Here is a 21,613-nt window from a genome sequence, read left to right on the forward strand (position 1 = left end):
ACCGCTGAAAGCTGGCTTTATATCCTGCTTTCAGCGGTTTTACTCTAGACTTGTTGATATAAATCGAAAACATGTTTCAATTCGACAGTTACTGGCGAATGGTCTGGATTTGTTTCCATCAGATCTTCCATGAACACCCACCACTTTTGATTGATTTCTGTTTCTGATACATGCCGCCATTTTTCTTCATCTTCAATCTCTAAATACCCAAAAAGAGTATTTATTTCTGGATCAAGAAAAATCGAATAAGAGCGCGCACCATGTTCAGCCAACATTTCACGCATCTCCGGCCACAATTCATTGTGTCTTTTGAGGTACTCTGCTTCGTATCCTGGGTACAACTTCATTTTTACTGCTTTTTTGATCATCTTTATTCCCCTTTCACTGATTGTTCGATCTGCTCGATCCTAGCAATTATCTTTTGGTTCTTACTTACTTCTTTATTTTCTAACTTAAAGCAAGCGTTTACAATAGCAAAATCTAAGGATAACGGTGGCAGATTCACAGGAATTCATTATAGAACAAAAAAGCGACCGCGGTGGGTAGCCGCGGTCTAGGAGTTTATTTTTACTTGAGGAGTAAAAATGAAAAAGTATAGGGTTGTTGGTTGGTATGTATATAGAATAGAAGAAAAGTTTGAAGAATTTTCACTATAATATTTGTCTTTTGTTAGGATAATTCTTTAAGAAAAAGTAAAACGGCTATCGTTGCAGTTGTTTACCAATAAAGAAATCACTCAATATGAGACCTTTTAGACATTTGCTAGTAGGCTTAACGGTGGTACCCAAAATAATCACCTACTTTTTTACTCGCTTTTTTGTCCGCTTTTGCTTGCTGTACTAAAAGACTGATTTTCTGGCGATTTTTGAAATTAAGCTTTCTTATTTGTCGTCGAATAAAGACGAATCGTCTTCTACTCTTCGGTGATTTCCAGTTATTTAGATAAACGGTTATTTTCCGATTTGCTTTTATAGTTACTTTTTTATTATTTTTGTTTGCACTCTCTTTGCTCACAGCAATCTTTGACGATAATGGATTATGTTTGTTTAGCTGGTCTTTAGTTAATGGCTTTTCCATGATCGTTATCTTCCGATTTAGAGGTTCAAGTATCCCGATTCTTCTAGTCCTAGCTTCTTGTTGAATTGGGTCATTTATTTTTAATGCCATTTCAGTTAGGGGATGTTGGATTAGCTCTCCCTTTGAATTCATTATTTGTGCAGAGACTTCTTGCTTATCTTTCTCTTCCATATATTTTTCGAGCATTGGATCAAGATTAAAGTAGCCCGTTTTTACTCGTTCAATTACTTCCACTCTTGCTTCATCGTTTAGCTTTCGATTAAATTCCGGTTTATCCAAGCAGATAAGAAGGATTTCTTTTCGTGTAACGATCGTTTCTTTTAATGACTCAATCAATCGTGTGAAAATATCTGCATTATCATTTGCTTCTATTATTCGGCTTTTCTGCTCCTCGAATTTTTGGAGCTTTTCCTTATCGATATTTAACCAGACATGCAGATAATCGGTTAAGTAGAAATTATCTTTAAAGTACTCGGTCATTTGAGTGGCTAACACATTTTGATCTTTTTTTTCACAGGATATTGCAATTGATTGTGCATGCTGCAGACGTTCAATAGCAGCCTTCTTGCTTGATGTCATAACTCTAGGTATTTGACGTTTTAGATACTTTGCTAATTCACCTCTGATATTTTCATCAAATTGGTCTAAAGAAGGTTCTTGACTTTCAGTAGTGACGGCTGATTCTTGAGTTTGATTCAATATTTTCCTGATACGTTGGCTGATTCCCATAGTATCCCTCCTATTTTCTAGTTGCTAAAATGAGTATACAGTTTGAAAAGCGTTCCGCTCGCCCATCTTTTCTGAGAATTGAAAAAAAAGACTTAAAAATTTCGTTAAAAATAGCCCATCCTTTTAATATAAATAACAGATCATTCCAAAGAATTACTTTGGAATGATCTGTTGTCAGACTGTAGACAAAAAGGAGTGGCTTAATTGCCAACTCTTTTTGTTAGTCATTGTAGAAATTTGAAATAAAAAGCCATAGGCTTTTTTGCTTTCCATAGCATGTGGCTAGTTTTTTTAAATTCATGGTAGCAAACGTAAGCATCGAGTGCGTGGCGATTTTTTCAAGACCTCGATATTTCGTCCAATGCATACCATGCTTTTCTTTTGCATCTGCAACTATTCGTTCAATGGTTTATTTTCTCTTTTTATAAATTTCTCTATTCAACGCCTTATGGCGTTGGTGTTCAAGTTCATCCATAAGATCCGCCCAAACATGTCGAGTTACTATTTTTTGATGTTTTGTACTCAAAATACAGTTTTCAAGTAATGGACAACTCCTACATAATTTTGGATTTGATTTATAGGTTCGATAACCATCACGAGTGATAGTTGAAAATAACAACGGTTGATTATTGGGGCATAAATAGCAGTCAAAATAGGAATCAAAAACAAAGTCTTTTTTATGAAACATTCCTTTTACTCCATGAGGTACAGTATATGGAAGAATCGGGTAGAGTGTGTGACAGAAAATGAACAAATTTAGGTGTCTTATATCCTGCATCAGCGACAACGCGCTTTATATTTGGAAAAGCTCTTTTCGACTGTTTAACCAGATCGATTGCGACTTGGCTCTCATGTCCATTTCCTTGTGTAATTAATGTAGATAAGATAAAACCGTTATCTTCACAGGAAGTATGCGCGGAATAAACAAATTGTTTTTCTCGTTCATCTTTAACATAGTAGCCACTTTCTGGATCTGAATGACTTATTTTTTGAAGACTCAACTCACTTTCTGTGTCCACGTAAAAGGATGTTTTTCTACAGCAATACGTTCTTTCTTTATTTCATCTTCTAATTCATCTTAATAAGCTTTAGCTTGACCATAGATCATTTCTTTTGTGAACTTATGTTTATTAGCATTTGCCTTAATATGAGTAGAATCAATATAAAGGTTGTCTTCCGTAACGAAGTCAGCTTTTACAGCTTGTTCTAGAATATGAAAGAAAATATCTTCAAATAAAGTTGTTTCTCTAAATATTCGAACATAGTTTTTACCAAAAGTAGGGAAATGCGGGATAGGATCCTCGAATGAATCACCTAAGAACCAACGATAAGCAACATTTTTTTCAACATCTTTAATGGTCTGTCTCATCGAACGGATACCAAATAAATATTGGATAAATATTAATTTAATTAAGACCACTGGATCAATACTGAGACGACCATAGGTCGAATACGTAATTCTACAATGGGATAAATGAAATCAAACTGAATTGCAGCATCAATCTTTCGAACTAAGTATCTTTAGGTACAAGATCATCAATTGTTTACATAGCAAATTGATTTCTACCTTCAATCGATTGTTTTCTCATTATTAGAATCACTCCCAAAATAGTTTATACAATAGTATAAAACAAAAAAACTGCAAACAACACTCCAAATTTAGGAGTTTGTCTACAGTCTGAGAGCACCTAAAAAGGCGCTCTTGGTAGAAATTTGGAAAACTGAGCGTTCAAAAGTACGAAAACAGTGGTTTTTGTTCCTTGAGTTTTCCTATCATTTCCGATACATCTTAAACTCTAAGAATAAATCATTATAGATTCCTAAGTATTCCGAACCGAGATTTTCGTAAACTTCAAGATGCGAAATCGTTTCATCAGATGGATAAAATTGTTCATCTTCGGAGATTTCTTTTGGTAGCAAAGCTTTGGCAGCTTTATTTGGTGTGGAGTAGCCGATATATTCTGCGTTTTGTGCGGCATTCTCCGGATCGAGCATGAAGTTGATGAAATCATAGGCGCCTTCTTGGTTTTTAGCTGTTTTTGGTATGACGATGTTATCAAACCAAAGATTTGAGCCTTCGGTTGGGATCACATAATGTAAATGTTCATTTTCATACATCATATCTGCTGCTTCACCTGAGAAAGTCACAGCTACTGATGCCTCTTCGTTGATCATATACATTTTGATCTCATCTGCAACGATTGCTTTGACATTTGGCGTCATTTTATTCAATTTTTGAGCTGCTTCGTTCAGTTCGGTCATGTCTTTGCTATTCAAAGAATACCCTAAACTATTCAAAGATAGGCCCATCACTTCTCTTGCTCCATCAATCAACATCAAGCTGTCTTTCAATTCTGGTTTCCAAAGGTCATCCCAGTGCTTGATTGCTTCTTCATCGAACACTTTATCGTTATACACGATACCCAGTGTTCCCCAGAAATAAGGAATCGAATATTTATTATCAGGATCGAAATCCAAATCCAAGAAGCGATCATCGATATTGTTCAAGCCTCTGATCTTACTATGATCTAAAGGCATGACAAGTTGTTCTTCAATCATTTTTTGGATCATGTATTCACTAGGAATAGCAATATCATAATTGGTTCCGCCCTGTTGGATCTTGGTAAACATTGCTTCATTCGAGTCAAATGTTTCGTAATTGACTTTATAACCGGATTCTTGTTCAAACTTCGTGATCAAACTAGGATCGATGTAGTCTCCCCAGTTATAAATGGTCACGATTTTCGCTCCACTCATTCCGCTCGCTTTTTCTAATTGTCGAACACTGACAAGCAATACACCAATGATCAAGATAATACCGATCAGCAAAGACTGTAATTTTTTCATCGTAAACGAGCCACCTCCTCACGGTTGCGGCGATTTTTTTTCAATCGTTTTGGTCGGTTTTTTTTACTAATAAAGTAGTAACCGATCACTAATACCATCGAGAATAGGAAGACAAGTGCGCTCAATGCGTTGATCTCTAAGCTGATTCCTTGCCGCGCTCTTGAATAGATTTCAACGGATAAAGTAGTAAAGCCGTTCCCTGTCACAAAGAAAGTGACCGCAAAATCGTCCAAAGAATACGTGAATGCCATGAAATAGCCGGCAATGATTCCTGGAGATAAAAACGGTAAAATGATATTTTTTACTACTTGGAAATTATTCGCCCCTAAATCTCTCGCTGCATCCACCATCGAATCGTTCATTTCCTGCAATTTTGGTAAGACCATCAAAACAACGATTGGGATACTAAAAGCGATATGGGAAAGCAAAACACTTTGAAAGCCTAACCCAAAGCCGATTAAGGTAAAGAAAATCAAAAAACTCGCACCGATGATCACATCGGGAGAAACAAGTAAAATATTGTTCATGCTCAATAGCGCCGTTCGTGCTTGACGTTTTTTCGTGTAATAGATCCCCATCGCGCCAAATGTCCCGATGATCGTTGCAATCAAAGCCGATAAGAACGCCAGCATAAATGTATTCAATACGATGATGATCAGTCGTGTATCCTCAAATACCGCTTGATAATTCTCCCAAGTAAAGCCGGTAAAGCTGTTCATCGTTCCGCCTTCATTGAAGGAATAAAAAATCAAATAAAAAATCGGTAAATACAATAATAGAAAAACAACTGTTAGATAGAGATACGACCATTTGAATTTTTTTCTCATGAGCGACCTCCTTTTTTCTTCTCACCAGTTAGTAACATCACAACGAACATCGCGATGATCAAAATCACACCGATCGTTGAACCCATGCCCCAATTTTGCGTCACTAAGAAATGCTGTTCGATTGCTGTACCTAGCGTGATCACTCGATTTCCGCCAATCAAACGGGTCAACATGAAAAGGGATAGTGAGGGAATGAAAACTGCTTGTACCCCACTTTTCACACCATTCAACGACAAAGGAAAAATCACTCGGCGAAAGGTTTCAAAATTACTTGCTCCTAGATCTTTGCTAGCACTCAATAACGAAGGATTCATTTCTTCTAAAGCGTTAAAAATCGGCATGATCATGAAAGGAATCTCGATATATGTCGCTACGAATAAGAAGCTAAAATCAGTAAATAAAATCTGTTGCGGGCCAATGCCGACAAACTCGAAAAAGTGGTTGACACTTCCATTGATACTGAAAATCCCTATAAAGGCATATGCCTTCAACAATAAATTGACCCATGTCGGTAATATGATCAACATCAACCATAATTGCTTATGTTTCAATTTCGTTAAAAAATAAGCTGTTGGGTAGCTGATCATCAATGTGAATAATGTAATCAAGAACGCATACCATACCGAATTGATCGTCATGGCGATGTAAGTTCCTGAAGTAAAGTACGCAGCATAATTGCTTAATGTAAACTGACCACTCATATCAAAAAAAGATTGATAGATGATCATCAAAACAGGCGCGATCACAAATAATCCAAGCCACAAAACATAAGGGATGGAATAGATCCTACGCATTGTTCTCATATTCTCTCCCCCTATTCTTCGTAGCTTTCCAAACGTGCATCGAAGTCTTCTTCTGACTCATTGAAACGCATAACGTGGATGTCTTCTGGTTCAAAGGCTAAGCCGACTTGACTCCCTTCACGCGCTTTTTTCGTTGAGTGGACCATCCATTCATTTTGTTGCTCATCATAGCAAATGATCTCATAATGGACACCACGGAATAGTTGAGTGTCCACTGTCACGACTAATTTTCCTTTGTCCGGTGAAGTGATCGTCAAATCTTCTGGACGAAGGACGACTTCAACTGGTTCATTGACGCGCATCCCACCATCGACACACTCAAATTGTTTGCCAACAAACTCAACCAAATTATCTTCAATCATCACTCCATTAACGATATTGCTTTCACCAACAAAATCTGCCACAAAATGATTGATTGGTTCATCATAAATATCCACAGGAGTACCACTTTGGACGATTTTTCCTTTGTTCATCACAAAAATCTCATCACTCATTGCTAACGCTTCTTCTTGATCATGTGTCACAAAAATAAAGGTGATCCCTAAACGTTGTTGTAGTTCGCGCAACTCATATTGCATATCGGTACGTAGCTTCAGATCCAAAGCTGATAACGGTTCATCCAATAACAAGACTTTCGGCTCATTGACGATGGCTCGCGCGATGGCTACCCGTTGGCGCTGTCCCCCTGACATCTCGCTGATTTCCCGCGTTTCATACCCAGGTAATTGCACCATACGTAATGCGTCTTTGACTTTTTTTTCGATTTCTGATTTAGGCATTTTTTTAATTTTCAATCCAAATGCAACATTATCAAATACATTCATATGAGGAAATAAGGCGTAATCTTGGAAAACCGTATTGACTTGGCGCTTATTCGCCGGTAGATCGTTTAGGCGCTTTCCTTCAAAATAAATATCTCCTTCGGTTGCTTCCGTAAATCCTGCAATGATTCGTAAAATCGTTGTTTTCCCACAACCAGAAGGCCCCAACAATGTATAAAATTTCCCTTGTTCGATCTCAAAACTGACATTCTTCAAAATTGTTTCATCATCATAGCTTTTTACGACTTGATCGAATGATATGATTGGTTTTCCCACTTTTTCTGCCCCCTATATTACAAGTATGATTCGGTTGCGACGATCAATACCTTAGTTTGTTTGTTTTGATGATTGCGTAATTGATGGTGTGTCGTTGCCTGATAGTACATCGATTGTCCTTTTTTTGCTACATACTCTCGCTCACCCAAGCTTAACGCGATCTCTCCTTCTAAGACAAAAATAAATGTCTCTGAAAGTGAAGGTTCAAAGGTTTTATATTCACCGGCTGTATCGAATGTCAATAAAACTGGTTCCATTTCTTTTTCATTGGAATCTGTCACTAACCATTCCAGTTCGTACCCATTTTCCTCATCGTAATAGACGGTACGATCTTCTTTCGTATAAACGATTTGAAGGTTGGGTGTTTCTTGATGAAAAAATGCTTCTGGGGTGACGCCCAATACTTCAAGAATAGAGAAAAATGTTTCCATCGATGGTGAACTTAAATCCCGTTCAAGTTGTGAGATATAGCCTTTAGATAAATCCGTTCGCTCCCCTAATTCTTCTTGCGTCAAATTTTTTTGGATGCGTAGATTTCGTAACTTCTCACCAATTTCCATTTATCACTGTCCCCCTATGCGAAGTTTTCTAATAGTAAACTCCAAGTTTACTACCATCTGTATTAGTATACAAATTTCCGCTGAAAAAACAACCCTTTTGCTTGAATTTTCTTTGTACTTTTTCGGTTATCTCAACTTTTTTTTTTGAAGAAATTAATCAGCAAACTACTAGAAAATGAAACGCTTTATGGTATGATTAAGGAAAATTTCGAAAGGAGTACCTTCTATCTAATGAATACATTCAAACAGTTTCAAGTAAACAACGAGCCTACTTTTCATACAAGCATCGTTGACAAAGAATTTCCTGAGCTGACTAATAATGAAGTTTGGGTAAAAATCGCATACTCAGATGTCAATTATAAAGATGCGTTAGCTTGTAGTGAACATGGTCAAGTGATCCGTCACTATCCAATGACTCCCGGAATTGATTTTTCTGGTGTCGTCATGAAAAGCTTGGACAAACGATTGCAACCAGGAGATCAAGTTTTAGCAACCGGCTATGGGTTGGGTGTTAGTCAACCTGGTGGCTATAGCGCTTACCAGAAAGTAACCGGGGATTGGCTTATCCCTCTTCCAGAAACGATGACCCTACGTCAAGCAATGGTTTTAGGCACCGCTGGTTTGACTGCTGCACTTTGCGTGAATGCTTTACTTACCCAAGGAATGAAAGCAGAGGATAAAGTGATCGTCACTGGTGCCTCTGGCGGAGTGGGTAGTGTGGCAATTGCTATGTTGCATAAAATGGGCTTTCAACAAATCATCGCGTTTTCCCGCAAAGAAGAAGCAAAAATTTGGCTACAGAAACTAGGGGCAACTCAAGTCGTTCATCCAGAAGCCTTTCTACCAGAAAAAAATAAACCTTTAGATAAACAACAAGTCGATTATGTGATCGATACTGTTGGGGGTGAACAACTCACTCGGTTACTCCCTTTGATCGCTTATGACGGAGCTGCTGCACTATGTGGCAACGCAAGTGGTATCAAATTGACAACGACTGTTTTACCTTTTATTCTACGGAATATCCAGTTGATCGGGATTGATTCAGTCAATGTTCCTCATGAAAAACGCTTGAATATCTGGCAACAACTAGCAGACCTATCTGTAACTGATCATTTAGTCGTCAATGAGATCACCTTAGAGCAATTGGAAGAAACAACCCAAAAAATCCTTGATGGGACACACCAAGGAAGAACACTTGTCAATGTAGGTGAAAAAATATGAAGGTATTGATCACTGCTGGTGGCACAAGCGAACGAATCGACCAAGTCCGTTCGATCACGAATCACTCGACTGGACGATTAGGTCAAGCCATCGCAGAAGCTTTTCTTGCTCACGAAACTGTGACGATCGACTACGTGACGACACGATCTGCTGTAACACCTACTCCTTCTAAACTTTTGACGATCCATCTCATCGATTCTACACAAGATTTACTGGATACGTTAGAACGATTGATGCAAAATAATATTTATGATGCCATTATCCATAGCATGGCTGTCAGTGATTTCACGCCAGCTTTCAGTCTTTCTGAACAACAGTTTGCTGAGCAGTTAAGTAAAGAGGCATTGACTCCTGGTTCACTGTCTTCATGGTTGGCAAAAACAGAACGAACCGCTAGTAAAGAAGCCAAGATTTCATCTGATACGGACTATCTCTTTTTGACCTTGAAGAAAACACCGAAGATTATTGGTTTGTTACGCCAATGGCAACCCAATGCTGTCATCGTTGGTTTTAAATTATTAGTCGATGTCTCGAAAGAACACTTATTGGACGTAGCTAAAAAAAGTTTGATCACCAATCAAACCGATTATGTTTTGGCCAACGACTTGACTCAAGTCAGTGAAACACACCACCATGGCTATTTATTATCTAAAAATGGAGAAGTCATAGAAGCCGATACCAAGCAAGAGATTGCAACATGTATCGTTACCGCGATTCTAAAATAAGGAGGAATTCACGATGAAAAAAATCCTATTAGGCGTATCTGGCAGTATTTCCGCTTATAAAAGTGCAGATATCACAAATCAACTAGTCAAACTCGGCTATCAAGTCGATGTCATCATGACAAAAAGTAGTACTAAATTTATTACACCTTTAACATTGCAATCCCTCTCTAAGCGTGCTGTCCATACAGATGTCATGCAAGAAAATGATCCTTCAGTCATCAACCATATCGAGCTAGCCAAACAAGCAGACTTGTTTTTGATTGCACCAGCCACCGCAAATATTATCGGCAAGTTAGCGAATGGTCTAGCGGATGATCTCTTATCGACTGTTGCCATGGCACTTTTACCGGAAACACCAAAATTGATTGCACCGGCGATGAATACTAATATGTACCAACATCCGATCAATCAAAGAAATTTAACGACGCTAAAAGAAATTGGTTATCAAGAGATTGAACCTAGAGAATCCCTCTTAGCTTGTGGCGATTACGGAAAAGGTGCTTTAGCGGATAACCAAATCATTATCGACCAAGTCACACTTCTGCTGAATCAGAGGTCGGTCTAGTATCTAAGGAGTTATGATGAAAAATACCAAAAACTTTACTTTAACTGCTATGTTTTTAGCAATTATGATCTTACTCGCTGTCACGCCTCTCGGATTTATTCCGATTGGGCCGATTAACCCAACAACGATGCATATCCCTGTCATCGTCGCTTCAATTATTTTAGGCCCTCGGCTAGGTGCCTTTCTCGGTGGAACATTTGGTTTGATCAGTCTGATTCGCAGTACGTTCATACCAACAGCGTTGTCTTTTGTTTTCTCACCGTTTATTCCGGTGATCGGCACAGATCAAGGAAGCTGGAAAGCCTTGATCATTGCCTTGATACCTAGAATCTTGATCGGTGTTGTTCCTTATTTCGTTTATAAAGGAATACAGCGATTGACAAAAAACAAAGTTAGTCCGCTCTCATTGTTTCTCGCAGGGATTGCTGGTTCTCTGACCAATACGATCTTAGTGATGAACTTGATTTATTTTCTATTCCAACAAGATTATGCACAGGTTCTTGGGACAAATATCAATGCAGTCTATTCAGCAGTTTTAGCGGTCATCTTTACTAGTGGGGTACCAGAAGCAATCGTCGCTGGTTTAGTCACAGCTGCGGTATCTACCGTTTTACTACGAATGATTCGTTAATGATCAGATTAAAAAACCAAAAAAGAGTGATGCGGTATGCTCGCTCTTTTTTGGTTTTTTTGTTGATAAGTGTTTAGTCCTGAATTTTTTATCTTTTGGTGTTACCATGATGGATACAGATATGTAGCGAAAGGATGAAGAAAATGAATATTTTTGTAGTAGGAGCAAACGGACAAATTGGGCGTCATTTGATCCAAAAACTCGGAACAACCGAACATCAAGTTTACGCGGGTGTACGAGATGTTGCCAACCAAGCGATTTATGATGAAGAAAATATCGCCTATGTTCCCTTTGATTTAACTTGGTCTTCAGAAAAAATGGCGGAAGCCTTCCAAGAGAGTGAACTCGTCATCTTTGCTGCTGGTTCTCAAGGAAAAAATCTTTTACAAGTTGATTTAGACGGCGCAATCAAAACAATGATTGCAGCAGAGCAAGCAAATATCTCTCGTTATTTGATGATCAGTGCAGCTTTTGCGGATAACCGTGAAAAATGGCCTGAGTCAATGACTGATTATTATATTACCAAATACTATGCAGACGAATGGTTGAAAAATCAGACATCATTAGATTATGTCATACTACAACCTGTAGCTTTGACGAACGACGATGAGATCACTTCGATCCAATTGACCAAACCAGACGAAAAACCAGCTCAATCGATTACAAGAAAAACGGTAGCAGAAGTTTTAGCAGCGTTAGTGGATCAACCAAACATCTCAAAAACAACTGTTGTTCTATCTGAAGGATCGGCTACAGTATTGGATGCCATCAAACAACTTGTTGAGGAGGCTTGATCATGCGTGGAATCTCTATGAAACATCCCGGTTCAGCAGATGTTTTGACGGAAGTGGATGTCCCTAGACCTATTCCAAAAGCTGGGGAGTTATTGTTAAAAGTCCATACCGCTGCGGTCAATCGTACGGATATCATGCGTCGCGAAAATACTGTACTCCAAGCGCCTTACCCTATCTTAGGTGTAGAGGTTGCTGGTGAAGTCATTGAAAACGCAAGTGACCGTTCTGAGTTTTCAACTGGAACGAGAGTCTATGGTCTAGTGAATTTAGGTGGCTATGCAGAATATGCCGTAATCCCAGCAGATCGAGCAATCCTCTTGCCGGATTCCCTTGACTACGTATTAGCCGCTGGTATCGCTGAAGTTTTCTTGACTGCCTATCAAACCTTGTACTGGTTAGGAAAACTCCAAAAAAATGAGACTGTCTTGATCCATGCTGGTGCAAGTGGTGTTGGTACTGCAGCAATCCAATTAGCCAAACAATATTCGCAAGCACGCATCATCGTTACCGCAGGTTCAGCTGAAAAGTTAGCCTTCTGCCAAGAATTAGGCGCAGATGAAGTAATCAACTATAAAACGCAAGATTTCGCGAATGAAGTAAAAAAGATCACTGATGGGAATGGCGTTGATGTCATCTTAGATTTCATCGGTGCCTCTTATTGGGAAAGAAATCTGGCATCGATTGCTGTAGATGGTCGCTGGGTCTTGATTGGCACACTAGGAGGCACCACAGTCGAGTCTCTTGATTTAAGAGTTTTGCTACAAAAAAGAATCCAATTGATTGGCACGCTATTGACACCAAGAAGTGATGAATACAAAGCAAAACTGACTCAAGAGTTTATGAAAAATATCGATCCTTATTTTGAAACCGGAGCGATCCGTCCAATCATTGATCGAACCTTTCCATTATCAGAAGTAAAAGAAGCCCATGAATATATGGAAGCCAACAAAAACGTTGGAAAAATTATTTTGACAGTCAGTGAATCTTAAAAAGAGAACCTAGGGCATGAGCCTTAGGTTCTCTTTTTATATCATTTCTATTATTGTGCAGAGACAAATTTTGCTGCTTGTTGTCCTGCTTGACGTCCAAAAATAATGATTTCCGCTACAGAGTTTCCGCCAATGCGGTTTTCACCGTGTAAGCCACCAGTGACTTCACCTGCCGCGTAAAGTCCAGTGATCGGTTGTCCGTCTTTATCCACAACTTCTGTGTTCGTATTGATTTTGATTCCACCCATCGTATAGTGGATACCAGGTGCGATTTTGATCGCATAGTAGTTTGGTTTAGACAGATCATGCTCCATTGCTGTCGTACGACCAAATGCTGTATCGTCTTGATTGGCAACTTCTTCGTTCCAAGTTGTGACTGTTTGTGCTAATGTTTCTGCTGGTAAGTTGATTTTCTCTGCCAATTCTTCAATCGTCTCACCTGCAGTGACATAACCTTTTTCATCATAAAACTCAATGGCTGTTGCGCGATCGCGTACCCCTTGGTCAAAAATCAAATAAGCAGATTTTTCTGGCAATGCAGTGATTGCAGCTGATACTTTGTCTCGTGTATTCATTTCGTTGACGAAACGCTCGCCATCTTGATCGACTAAGATCGCTCCTTCACCACGAACCACTTCCCCGATCAAGAATCCTTCGTCTTGTTGAACCGTTGGATGGATCTGGATCTTATCCATATCGACCGTTTGACCGCCTAATTTTTCAATCATCTTGATACCATCGCCTGTTGATCCCACTTGATTCGTCGTTACATATCCTTCCAGATCTGGACGGTAAGTTTGGATGTATTCCTCACTCGCACCGAATCCACCAGTTGTAACAACTACAGCCTTACCAGTGATTTCTTTTGGTTCTTCTCCTTGTACTTGGACTGTTACTTGGTTGACTGTATCTCCCGTTTTTTGAATATCTGTCACTTCAGTATTTACAAAAATCGGGATTTGGCGTTCGTGGACATTTCGTAATAACCCATCGACTAAATAGCCACCAATAGCAGAACCATCAGAAGGGCGATGTGTTCGTCTTTCGCTCATTCCACCAGTGATCGTCAAGTTATCTAATTTAATGCCATTTTCATCTAACCACTCGATTGCAGCAGCCGAATGATCGACAAAATAGCGTAACATTTCTTTATCATTTGTGCCATTCGCACCTGCTAATGTTTCTTCATAAAAGGCGTCATTCGAATCAGTGATACCTTCTTCTTCTTGGAATTTTGTTTCAGATGCGTTCATTCCACTTGAAGATTTTAATGTATTTCCACCAGCAACTGGCATTTTTTCAAAAATGACTGGATTCAAGCCTGCATCTTTTGCTTCGATTGCAGCTGCCATACCAGCTCCTCCTCCGCCAACGATGATCAAATCATATTCTTCTTTCATCTCAGCTGGATTTGTGTAAGTTTGAGCAGATGCTCCGGATGATACTTCTGTTGATTCTTTTGTGGAAGAGCTACTGGATGCAGATTCTTTTTCATCAGGCGTACAGGCACCTAAGGCAAAAATTGCTGTAACTGTCAGTAACCCTTTAATTGTTTTCTTCATAGTTGTCCTCCTAAAATTTAACACTTACCCCATCATAAGTGATAGCATTCACAAATTCAACCAACAATTTACATTTTCCGTACTACTGTTATCCCCCTCTTTTATAAATAACCATAAATATTCCAAATTTTTCAAGTTTTCGTTAGTAACTATCGAAAAATAGTCGAGTTTCTTGAATAAATAGTCAGGCAAAAAAAAATTTTTTTTTGATCCAAACAGAAGATTTGGGGTTTTTTCTTGAGACAAGTATAATCGATATGAAACACGAAGGAGCTCATTTATGAAATTTATCAAACATTTTTTTTCAAAAGGGAGTAAGTCTGCTGGGAAGGTCACTCATGCAATTTACATCATTTTACGTATCATTGTGGTGGTCATGCTCGTCGATCAATTGATCGACCGGAACATGGGAATATCATGCTCTTATTATTAACTTTATTATTGTTTGAAATCCCCTATTTACTAGAAAAATTACTAAAGATCCAAATCCCTAACACACTGGAAATCATCATCTTATCCTTTATTTTCAGTGCCACTGTCTTGGGTGAATTAAGTGACTTTTATGGCTACTTTTCACTATGGGACACAGCGTTACACGCACTAAGCGGCTTTCTAGCAGGTGGTGTCGGTTTTTCTCTTGTCTATCTCTTGAACAAAAACACGAAAACAATGAATCTGACACCATTACTAGTCGCTCTAGTCTCTTTTTGTTTTTCCATGACCGTGGGAGTTTTTTGGGAATTTATCGAATTCTCTGCGGATCAAGTCTTGCAGATGGACATGCAAAAAGATAACTATGTTGATCAGATCAACAGTGTCAAATTAAGTGAGGATGGCAACACCGTATATAAGATCAAAGATATCCAACAAACAACCGTCACATATAAAGACGAGCATGGCAAAACCAAAGAGTATGTCATGACAGATGGGTACTTGGACATCGGAATTTTAGATACGATGAAAGATTTATTCGTCAATTTTATCGGAGCCCTCGTCTTCAGCGTTTTCGGCTATCTTTATACACGAAACGATTATCGGAAATTTACGTTCATCCGGAACTTCATTCCTAGAAAAAAAGGTGTGACCACAAGGATGGATACTGCTGGAAACAAAAAAGAGTATCTAGAGAAAAAGTAAAATTGATTTTTGTTTTTGACCTCAAGCCCAAATAAACGGCTGGACCATAAGCAATAATAGTCAGAAATAAGGTGTAATCCCCAGAAATTCAAAGAGTAATTTTTGGGATTACACCTTATTTCTCGTGACCAAACACTTCTGTCCCACCTTTTTTTGTTTTGTAGGATCAATAGCCATAATCTTTTGAAGTTCTGTTTTTTTGTCTGTTGTAAACCAGTCACAAAAACAATGATTGACATATTTATCTAATGAATGGCCTAAATCATTCGAACGATTAGGATAAATTGCTAGATTTGGCAGAAATACCTGCTTGGAATCCTAATAAGCTATTTTACGCTGGAAATGGACAAGTAATGAACGTGAGGTTCTTTTCCATGCGAAATTTTTGTAGTATTTTAGCAAAACACCTTGCATTTTTTGGTGATTCAACTATCTCGAGTATCTAATTGACTCTTATAACTAAATCATCTGGACGATTTGTTGTTTTTTTATTAACAGGATTATACACACAAACCTCTTTCTAAGTTGGCCTATTATTTCTTGATATTTAAATAACGTTGGTATATGAATTAATACCTTTAATATCTTATTGAAGGATTTCTCGCTTAGTGATCAACCTAATAATTCTCTAACATTGAAGCAATTTGAAGCGTTTGGAACAAAAATAAAATTTCTTTTTGTTTCTATCCTTAATATCGTGTATACGGTATTCGCAAGCCAGATCCGTCAGAAATAAGCCGTGAAACCCAAAAATTTGAAAAACAATTTTCGGTTTTCACGGCTTATTTCTCGGAGCTGAATACTTCTGTCACCACCTATTTTTAGGTGTCTTTTTTAATTTTCGATGATAAAACATCCATCACCATTTTATAATCAGGATTTTCACTACCATCAAATTTCTCAGGGATGAATGTGAAACCTAAACTTTGATAAAGTTTGATCGCTGGGTGACTCCATGTCTGTGTGTGTAAATAGATTGGGCTTTGTGTCGTTATTTGCTGAAAACAACGGAGCACTTCAATCGTCAAACTTCTGGCGATCCCTTTTCCTTGATGTTCTGGCTTGACCGCTAACCAATGAAAAAGCGGATATTCTTTCTCACGCAGCTTCCACCAGGCAGTGCATGTGGCAATGCGTTCAGCTTGTTCGTTGACCACAAAATACATGCGCTTTACCAGCTCTTCTGGATATGGGGCAAAAGCTTGGTCAAAGTAAGCCAGTGCTTCCTCCACAGAGTCAAATTCATCGACTGCTGTTTCAATGATTGCCCAATCCTGCTCTGCTCCTGGTTGATACTTTTCAAAGCGATACTGCTGATTCAAGGGATAAGAAGGCAATTCTTCATTGAGTGGGCGTGTCATCCAAATCTCTGCATAGGGCAATTGCTTATCTAACATCACGCCACCTACTTTCCTTTAACTTCTTTTTTCACCAATGATCCGTACTTCTGTTTCTAATGTGACATCAAACTTCTCTTTGATCACCTCTTGGATATGAGCAATCAACTCTGTATAATCAGTTGCTGTTGCATGATCGATATTGACGATGAAGCCGGCATGTTTTTCCGAAATCTGTGCGCCGCCCCATTTCAAACCTTGTAAGCCTGCTTCTTGGATCAGTTGTCCTGTGAAGTGTCCTTCAGGTCGTTTGAAGACACTACCGCATGAAGGGTATTCCAATGGTTGTTTTGCTTCACGCAATTCCGTCAATTCGTCCATCCGACCTTTGATCATCTCATGATCACCAGGTGTTAATTGGAAACGAGCTTCTAAGACGATGGCATCCATCTTCTGTAATTCACTATGGCGATAAGAAAAGGCCATTTCTTCATTTGACAGAGTTTGGATCGTCCCATCACTTAATAATAAGTCGACTTCTGCAAACACGTCTTTGATCTCCCCACCATAAGCTCCTGCATTCATGTAGACGGCACCGCCGATACTTCCAGGAATCCCACAGGCAAATTCGAATCCTGTCAAAGATTCTGCTAAGGCTGCATACGTCGTATCGATCAGTTTCGCACCTGCTTCTGCAATCACCATCGTGCCTTCAACGCTGATCTGGTTCATCTCTGTCAACATGATGACCACGCCGCGTATTCCACCATCTTGGACGATCAAGTTACTTGCATTTCCTAATACCAACCATGGCACTTGGTTTTCTCGACAATAATCAACTAACTGTTTGACTTCTGATTTGGTTTTGGGAAAAGCTAAAACATCTACCGGTCCACCGGTTTTGGTAAATGTATAATGACATAGCGGTTCATCAAGCAACAGATTCAACTCTGGATTTTCTTTAACGATATCTTCTTTATTCACTGAGGACTTTCCTTTCTTTTCAAACGTCCCCATCATTCTATCACGCTTAAAACAATCTTGCCAGTTTTGCTCAAATCTGATGACGATAAAGATTATTCAGCATCTCCTCACAAAGTGCATGGCTCTCATAAATATTGGTTTGTTTTAACTTTTCATTATTTAGCGTCGGTTGTTGGATTTCTTCAAAAAATCGTTCAACCATTGGCACAAAACCACGTTTGCTCAGCGTTGTTTCCCAATCACCAAATTTCTTTATTTCCACCGTATCTGGTTTACGGATGACTAATTCTGTCAGATCACTCAATTCATAGGTTCCTTGTTTGCTCGTCACTTGATAGGTTTCAGTATTCGCACCACTTCCAAGATCCATCGTCACAATCGCCATTTGGTTCGCAGTTTCAAGTTGCAACATCGCTACTTCCATAAATCCTTCCTTTTCTCGGATATGAGAAGTTGTTTTGATTACTGGTTCGTCTAATAAATAAACAGCCGTGTCCACCAAATGTAGGAATAGATCGTAAATGACAAAAGCAGTCGTTTCTTTTGCCGCAATGCGATTTTTTTGTAACTGGATCAACCGTTTTTCTGGAATCGCTTTTAATTCTTCGACCATTGGGGCGAATCGTCGGTTGAAGCCCACCATTAAAATCGCTTGATGTTGTTCTGCCAATTCTTGTAACTCTTGGATTTCTTTTAGGTCGACACTTAAAGGCTTGTCGATATAAACATGGATATTATGTTCCAAACATTTTTTAGCTAATTGAAAATGAACGCTTGTTGCCGCATGGATCATACATGCTTCGATTTCCTCTTCAATTAAGTCATCAATCGACTCATACAAATGAGCAAATCCATAGGTTTTCTTCAAACGATCTTTCGTTACCTGATTACGTGTCGCAAAATAAAAATCAACCATTCCTTGTTTCTCTGCATATGTAGGTAAATATGCTTTTTCGGCAATGTTACCTACTCCTACTACGCCAATTTTCATGGTTTCCCTCCTGTTATCTGTTATTACTCTTATCTTACACTATTTTTAATAAAAATGAGGTACAATATAATCGCACAGACTTGATAGAAAAAGGAGCGTGTTTTTTTGAAACTGATTTCGTGGAATGTGAACGGGTTAAGAGCCATTGTCAACAAAAATTTTCTAGAAACATTTAAGGCATTTGATGCAGATTTTTTCTGTCTGCAAGAAACAAAGCTACAAGAAGGTCAAATCGAATTGGATTTACCAGGTTACCATCAATATTGGAATTATGCGGTCAAAAAAGGCTATTCAGGTACAGCGATCTTCGCCAAAGAACCCGCATTGAACGTTTCATACGGAATGGGTATAGATGTTCATGATCAAGAAGGACGTTTGATCACATTAGAATACCCTGAATTTTACTTAGTCACTTGCTATACACCAAATTCACAAAATGAATTGAAACGTCTCGATTACCGTTTAGAATGGGAATCTGCTTTTTATGATTATTTAGAAGAGTTGAAAAAACAAAAATCGGTGATCGTTTGTGGGGATCTAAACGTCGCCCATGAAAACATCGATTTGAAGAATTGGAAAACGAATCAAAAAAGTGCCGGTTTCTCGATCGAAGAACGAAACGCATTGTCTCATTTACTTGATAATGGTTTTGTGGATACTTTCCGTTACTTCTATCCAGAGTTAGAAGATGTCTACTCTTGGTGGAGTTATCGTTTCAATGCTCGAAAAAACAATGCAGGTTGGCGTATCGATTATTTCTTGACGAGTGAAGATTTGATACCTCGTTTGGTTGATGCAAAAATCCATACATCGATTCTAGGTAGTGACCACTGCCCTGTCGAATTAATTATCGAATAGTAAGGATAGCAAGGGAAGAAATTGGGTTGTCCCGATTTTCTTCCCTTGATCCTTAACTGGCACCATGTTTACTTGATACATAGTCTGAAAAAGCTATTTCTTTTCTTACGAATCTATGTTATGGTTTATTTTTTAAAGGAGGCTTATTTGAAAATGAATTTTATCGCGATGGACTTTGAAACTGCCAACCACCAATCTCATAGCGCGTGTTCCTTAGCCCTTGTCAAAGTGGAGAACAGTCAGATTGTCGATGAATTTTATACTTTGATCCAACCAGAAACGCCATTTTTCTGGCGCAATATCCAAATCCATGGGATCCATCCTGAAGATGTCCGCTTGGCACCTAAATTTCCAGATGTTTGGCAGAAAATCGAAAAGTATTTCCAAAAAAACCGTTTAGTCGTTGCGCATAACGCCGCATTTGATACAAAAGTATTGGCTGGTTGTTTAGATTATTATCAGTTGCCTCAACCGAACTATCTCTCATTGTGTACCGTCAAAACAAGCCGCCGCTTGTTTCCGGAGATGCCAAATCATCGCTTGAATACAGTTTGTGAAAATTTGGATATCACGTTGAAAAATCACCATGATGCGTTAGAAGATAGTCGAGCATGTGCGGAAATCTTGTTATATCAAGAAAAATATTTTGGAACAGACCCATTGAAAAAATTAGTCACAGTGAAATAGTTCAATTAGCTAAAATAAGCTAATTTTTTCATTTCTATTTGTTGATTCCCTTGTACGAAAGAATCAACGATGACGATAAGTAAAGAACCTGAAAAGTGGACAACTACTTTTCAGGTTCTTTATTTTTGAAATCAGTTTATTTCATGCTCAATCGTTCGTTTCATCTTGATTATCGCCAATGATTGACCCTGTCTTCTCGAAGAGTCAACACTTTGGGTTTCCTCTTGAAACCCCATTTTTTGATAAAGATGGATGGCTCGTTGATTGACCGCCAATCCATCAAGAACCAACGTATTAAATCGCACATTTTCTGTAGCCCAAATGATTGCCTCATCTAAAAGAATCGTACCTAACCCCATTCCCCAATATTCTTTCAAGATACTGACCCCTATTTCGCCATGTCGGGGCAAGCCAGGTTTGGGCGCAACAGAAACAACACCTACCACCTGTTTTTTTTCACAGGCTAAAAATAATAAGTGTTCTGCACTTTCTTTTATTCGAGACAATTCAGTTGAAAGTACCTCTTGACTTTTATTAAGTGAACGCTCCTCAACAACAAAATAATCCGTTTCTTGTCTCGCTTAGCGTAGCATCACTAACAATCCTTGAGCATCTGATTTCTCCGCTTCTCTTAACGTAAGTTCAACATCATTAGCCATGAGAATCCGCCCATGCTTCATAAATACGTTTTTCAAACTCTTGACTATTCGGCCCGTATGATTGGAATTTCACATACCTTTTTTCTGATTCTGTATCACTTTTCTCAATTATCAGTTCCAAATAATCTTCAGGTAAAGCATCTTCTAATAGATTTCCCCACTCAATGACCGAAAGTCCATCACCTTCAAAATATTCATCTAATCCCAAATCAGCTCCACTAGCAGCGACACGATAGATATCCATATGGTACAAAGGCATTTTTCCTTGTGTATATTCCCGAATGATCGTATAGGTCGGACTCTTGATCATTTGAACGATGCCTAATCCTTTTGCGATGCCTTTTGTCAAAGTCGTTTTACCAGCGCCTAGATCGCCAGTCAACACTAGATTATCTCCCGGATGAGCGACTTTTCCAATGATTTCTGCTAATTGGTCAGTCATCGCCACACTTGTTAATTCAATCATCATCATTTCTCCTCATTCTTTTTTGTCAGTATAACGTGTAATCCAACAAAAAAAAAGAAAAGAGTCA

The 21,613-nt window shown here is 38.6% G+C and carries 20 protein-coding genes and 3 pseudogenes; 9 read left to right on the top strand and 14 right to left on the bottom strand.

Annotated features, from left to right (window positions below):
- Nucleotides 1-44: 44 nt before the first annotated feature.
- The 8 genes and pseudogenes from rhaM to CYK55_RS09865 form a co-directional block, all read right to left on the bottom strand.
- On the bottom strand, nucleotides 45-368 hold the full coding sequence (gene rhaM, locus CYK55_RS09830; protein WP_034690301.1) for an L-rhamnose mutarotase: 324 nt from the start codon (nucleotides 366-368) through the stop codon (nucleotides 45-47).
- 403 nt (nucleotides 369-771) lie between these two features.
- Nucleotides 772-1,806: a hypothetical protein gene (locus CYK55_RS09835; protein WP_034690300.1), complete on the bottom strand. Its 1,035-nt coding sequence runs from the start codon at nucleotides 1,804-1,806 to the stop codon at nucleotides 772-774.
- A gap of 174 nt (nucleotides 1,807-1,980) precedes the next feature.
- A pseudogene (locus CYK55_RS09840) lies at nucleotides 1,981-3,347 on the bottom strand (IS1182 family transposase).
- Between the two features lie 232 nt (nucleotides 3,348-3,579).
- Nucleotides 3,580-4,653, bottom strand: coding sequence for an ABC transporter substrate-binding protein (locus CYK55_RS09845; protein ID WP_034690299.1), 1,074 nt, complete (start codon nucleotides 4,651-4,653; stop codon nucleotides 3,580-3,582).
- Nucleotides 4,650-5,480 (bottom strand): ABC transporter permease, encoded by an 831-nt coding sequence (locus CYK55_RS09850; RefSeq protein WP_126134254.1) that lies wholly within the window; start codon nucleotides 5,478-5,480, stop codon nucleotides 4,650-4,652. The genes CYK55_RS09845 and CYK55_RS09850 overlap by 4 nt, the downstream gene beginning before the upstream one ends.
- Nucleotides 5,477-6,283 carry an ABC transporter permease gene (locus CYK55_RS09855; RefSeq protein ID WP_034690298.1) on the bottom strand — a complete coding sequence of 269 codons (807 nt, stop codon included), beginning with the start codon at nucleotides 6,281-6,283 and terminating at the stop codon, nucleotides 5,477-5,479. The genes CYK55_RS09850 and CYK55_RS09855 overlap by 4 nt, the downstream gene beginning before the upstream one ends.
- A gap of 11 nt (nucleotides 6,284-6,294) precedes the next feature.
- Nucleotides 6,295-7,380, bottom strand: a complete 1,086-nt coding sequence (locus tag CYK55_RS09860; RefSeq protein ID WP_034690297.1) for an ABC transporter ATP-binding protein — start codon at nucleotides 7,378-7,380, stop codon at nucleotides 6,295-6,297.
- Between the two features lie 17 nt (nucleotides 7,381-7,397).
- The gene (locus CYK55_RS09865; RefSeq protein WP_019723760.1) at nucleotides 7,398-7,940 is read right to left on the bottom strand and encodes a helix-turn-helix domain-containing protein; all 543 of its coding nucleotides are present in this window, start codon (nucleotides 7,938-7,940) and stop codon (nucleotides 7,398-7,400) included.
- Nucleotides 7,941-8,171: 231 nt separating this feature from the next.
- Here CYK55_RS09865 and CYK55_RS09870 point away from each other — a divergent pair, with 231 nt between their 5' ends.
- The 6 genes from CYK55_RS09870 (at nucleotide 8,172) to CYK55_RS09895 (ending at nucleotide 12,865) form a co-directional block, all read left to right on the top strand.
- Nucleotides 8,172-9,161 (top strand): acryloyl-CoA reductase, encoded by a 990-nt coding sequence (locus CYK55_RS09870; RefSeq protein WP_126134255.1) that lies wholly within the window; start codon nucleotides 8,172-8,174, stop codon nucleotides 9,159-9,161.
- Entirely contained in the window at nucleotides 9,158-9,886 is a 729-nt protein-coding gene (locus tag CYK55_RS09875) for a phosphopantothenate--cysteine ligase (protein ID WP_034690289.1), read from the top strand. Before CYK55_RS09870 ends, CYK55_RS09875 begins: the two co-directional genes overlap by 4 nt.
- Nucleotides 9,887-9,899: 13 nt before the next feature.
- Nucleotides 9,900-10,451, top strand: a complete 552-nt coding sequence (gene coaC / locus CYK55_RS09880; RefSeq protein ID WP_034690286.1) for a phosphopantothenoylcysteine decarboxylase — start codon at nucleotides 9,900-9,902, stop codon at nucleotides 10,449-10,451.
- A gap of 16 nt (nucleotides 10,452-10,467) precedes the next feature.
- Nucleotides 10,468-11,082, top strand: a complete 615-nt coding sequence (locus CYK55_RS09885; protein ID WP_034690283.1) for an ECF transporter S component — start codon at nucleotides 10,468-10,470, stop codon at nucleotides 11,080-11,082.
- A 143-nt stretch (nucleotides 11,083-11,225) separates the two neighbouring features.
- Nucleotides 11,226-11,876, top strand: a complete 651-nt coding sequence (locus tag CYK55_RS09890) for an NAD(P)-binding oxidoreductase (protein WP_126134256.1) — start codon at nucleotides 11,226-11,228, stop codon at nucleotides 11,874-11,876.
- Between the two features lie 2 nt (nucleotides 11,877-11,878).
- Nucleotides 11,879-12,865, top strand: coding sequence for an NAD(P)H-quinone oxidoreductase (locus tag CYK55_RS09895; protein ID WP_034690281.1), 987 nt, complete (start codon nucleotides 11,879-11,881; stop codon nucleotides 12,863-12,865).
- A 50-nt stretch (nucleotides 12,866-12,915) separates the two neighbouring features.
- Here CYK55_RS09895 and CYK55_RS09900 read toward each other — a convergent pair whose 3' ends face one another.
- On the bottom strand, nucleotides 12,916-14,427 hold the full coding sequence (locus CYK55_RS09900) for a flavocytochrome c (RefSeq protein ID WP_034690277.1): 1,512 nt from the start codon (nucleotides 14,425-14,427) through the stop codon (nucleotides 12,916-12,918).
- A gap of 280 nt (nucleotides 14,428-14,707) precedes the next feature.
- Here CYK55_RS09900 and CYK55_RS09905 point away from each other — a divergent pair.
- A pseudogene (locus CYK55_RS09905) lies at nucleotides 14,708-15,564 on the top strand (hypothetical protein).
- A gap of 821 nt (nucleotides 15,565-16,385) precedes the next feature.
- On the opposite strand, the gene CYK55_RS09910 reads toward CYK55_RS09905, so the two are convergent.
- The 3 genes from CYK55_RS09910 to CYK55_RS09920 form a co-directional block, all read right to left on the bottom strand.
- Complete coding sequence (locus tag CYK55_RS09910; RefSeq protein ID WP_034690273.1) at nucleotides 16,386-16,961, bottom strand: GNAT family N-acetyltransferase; 576 nt, start codon at nucleotides 16,959-16,961, stop codon at nucleotides 16,386-16,388.
- A gap of 18 nt (nucleotides 16,962-16,979) precedes the next feature.
- The gene (murB, locus tag CYK55_RS09915; protein ID WP_034690272.1) at nucleotides 16,980-17,885 is read right to left on the bottom strand and encodes a UDP-N-acetylmuramate dehydrogenase; all 906 of its coding nucleotides are present in this window, start codon (nucleotides 17,883-17,885) and stop codon (nucleotides 16,980-16,982) included.
- A 70-nt stretch (nucleotides 17,886-17,955) separates the two neighbouring features.
- Entirely contained in the window at nucleotides 17,956-18,876 is a 921-nt protein-coding gene (locus CYK55_RS09920; RefSeq protein WP_034690271.1) for a Gfo/Idh/MocA family protein, read from the bottom strand.
- A 105-nt stretch (nucleotides 18,877-18,981) separates the two neighbouring features.
- On the opposite strand from CYK55_RS09920, the gene CYK55_RS09925 reads away from it, so the two are divergent.
- Entirely contained in the window at nucleotides 18,982-19,734 is a 753-nt protein-coding gene (locus CYK55_RS09925) for an exodeoxyribonuclease III (protein ID WP_034690270.1), read from the top strand.
- Nucleotides 19,735-19,887: 153 nt separating this feature from the next.
- On the top strand, nucleotides 19,888-20,421 hold the full coding sequence (locus CYK55_RS09930; protein WP_034690269.1) for a 3'-5' exonuclease: 534 nt from the start codon (nucleotides 19,888-19,890) through the stop codon (nucleotides 20,419-20,421).
- 131 nt (nucleotides 20,422-20,552) lie between these two features.
- On the opposite strand, the pseudogene CYK55_RS09935 reads toward CYK55_RS09930, so the two are convergent.
- Both CYK55_RS09935 and tsaE read right to left on the bottom strand, forming a co-directional pair.
- Nucleotides 20,553-20,960, bottom strand: a pseudogene (locus tag CYK55_RS09935) (GNAT family N-acetyltransferase); the annotation flags it as partial.
- Between the two features lie 112 nt (nucleotides 20,961-21,072).
- Nucleotides 21,073-21,546: a tRNA (adenosine(37)-N6)-threonylcarbamoyltransferase complex ATPase subunit type 1 TsaE gene (tsaE, locus tag CYK55_RS09940; RefSeq protein WP_034690267.1), complete on the bottom strand. Its 474-nt coding sequence runs from the start codon at nucleotides 21,544-21,546 to the stop codon at nucleotides 21,073-21,075.
- Nucleotides 21,547-21,613 lie beyond the last annotated feature (67 nt).

The sequence above is a fragment of the Enterococcus mundtii genome (genome assembly GCF_003957375.1).
GTDB lineage: Bacteria > Bacillota > Bacilli > Lactobacillales > Enterococcaceae > Enterococcus_B > Enterococcus_B spodopteracolus.

Excerpts from the sequence above, each read along its gene's own strand:
- rhaM (WP_034690301.1), bottom strand. The coding sequence starts at position 368 with ATGATCAAAAAAGCAGTAAAAATGAAGTTGTACCCAGGATACGAAGCA.
- CYK55_RS09835 (WP_034690300.1), bottom strand. The coding sequence starts at position 1,806 with ATGGGAATCAGCCAACGTATCAGGAAAATATTGAATCAAACTCAAGAA.
- CYK55_RS09845 (WP_034690299.1), bottom strand. The coding sequence starts at position 4,653 with ATGAAAAAATTACAGTCTTTGCTGATCGGTATTATCTTGATCATTGGT.
- CYK55_RS09850 (WP_126134254.1), bottom strand. The coding sequence starts at position 5,480 with ATGAGAAAAAAATTCAAATGGTCGTATCTCTATCTAACAGTTGTTTTT.
- CYK55_RS09855 (WP_034690298.1), bottom strand. The coding sequence starts at position 6,283 with ATGAGAACAATGCGTAGGATCTATTCCATCCCTTATGTTTTGTGGCTT.
- CYK55_RS09865 (WP_019723760.1), bottom strand. The coding sequence starts at position 7,940 with ATGGAAATTGGTGAGAAGTTACGAAATCTACGCATCCAAAAAAATTTG.
- CYK55_RS09870 (WP_126134255.1), top strand. The coding sequence starts at position 8,172 with ATGAATACATTCAAACAGTTTCAAGTAAACAACGAGCCTACTTTTCAT.
- CYK55_RS09875 (WP_034690289.1), top strand. The coding sequence starts at position 9,158 with ATGAAGGTATTGATCACTGCTGGTGGCACAAGCGAACGAATCGACCAA.
- coaC (WP_034690286.1), top strand. The coding sequence starts at position 9,900 with ATGAAAAAAATCCTATTAGGCGTATCTGGCAGTATTTCCGCTTATAAA.
- CYK55_RS09885 (WP_034690283.1), top strand. The coding sequence starts at position 10,468 with ATGAAAAATACCAAAAACTTTACTTTAACTGCTATGTTTTTAGCAATT.
- CYK55_RS09890 (WP_126134256.1), top strand. The coding sequence starts at position 11,226 with ATGAATATTTTTGTAGTAGGAGCAAACGGACAAATTGGGCGTCATTTG.
- CYK55_RS09895 (WP_034690281.1), top strand. The coding sequence starts at position 11,879 with ATGCGTGGAATCTCTATGAAACATCCCGGTTCAGCAGATGTTTTGACG.
- CYK55_RS09900 (WP_034690277.1), bottom strand. The coding sequence starts at position 14,427 with ATGAAGAAAACAATTAAAGGGTTACTGACAGTTACAGCAATTTTTGCC.
- CYK55_RS09910 (WP_034690273.1), bottom strand. The coding sequence starts at position 16,961 with ATGTTAGATAAGCAATTGCCCTATGCAGAGATTTGGATGACACGCCCA.
- CYK55_RS09920 (WP_034690271.1), bottom strand. The coding sequence starts at position 18,876 with ATGAAAATTGGCGTAGTAGGAGTAGGTAACATTGCCGAAAAAGCATAT.
- CYK55_RS09930 (WP_034690269.1), top strand. The coding sequence starts at position 19,888 with ATGAATTTTATCGCGATGGACTTTGAAACTGCCAACCACCAATCTCAT.
- tsaE (WP_034690267.1), bottom strand. The coding sequence starts at position 21,546 with ATGATTGAATTAACAAGTGTGGCGATGACTGACCAATTAGCAGAAATC.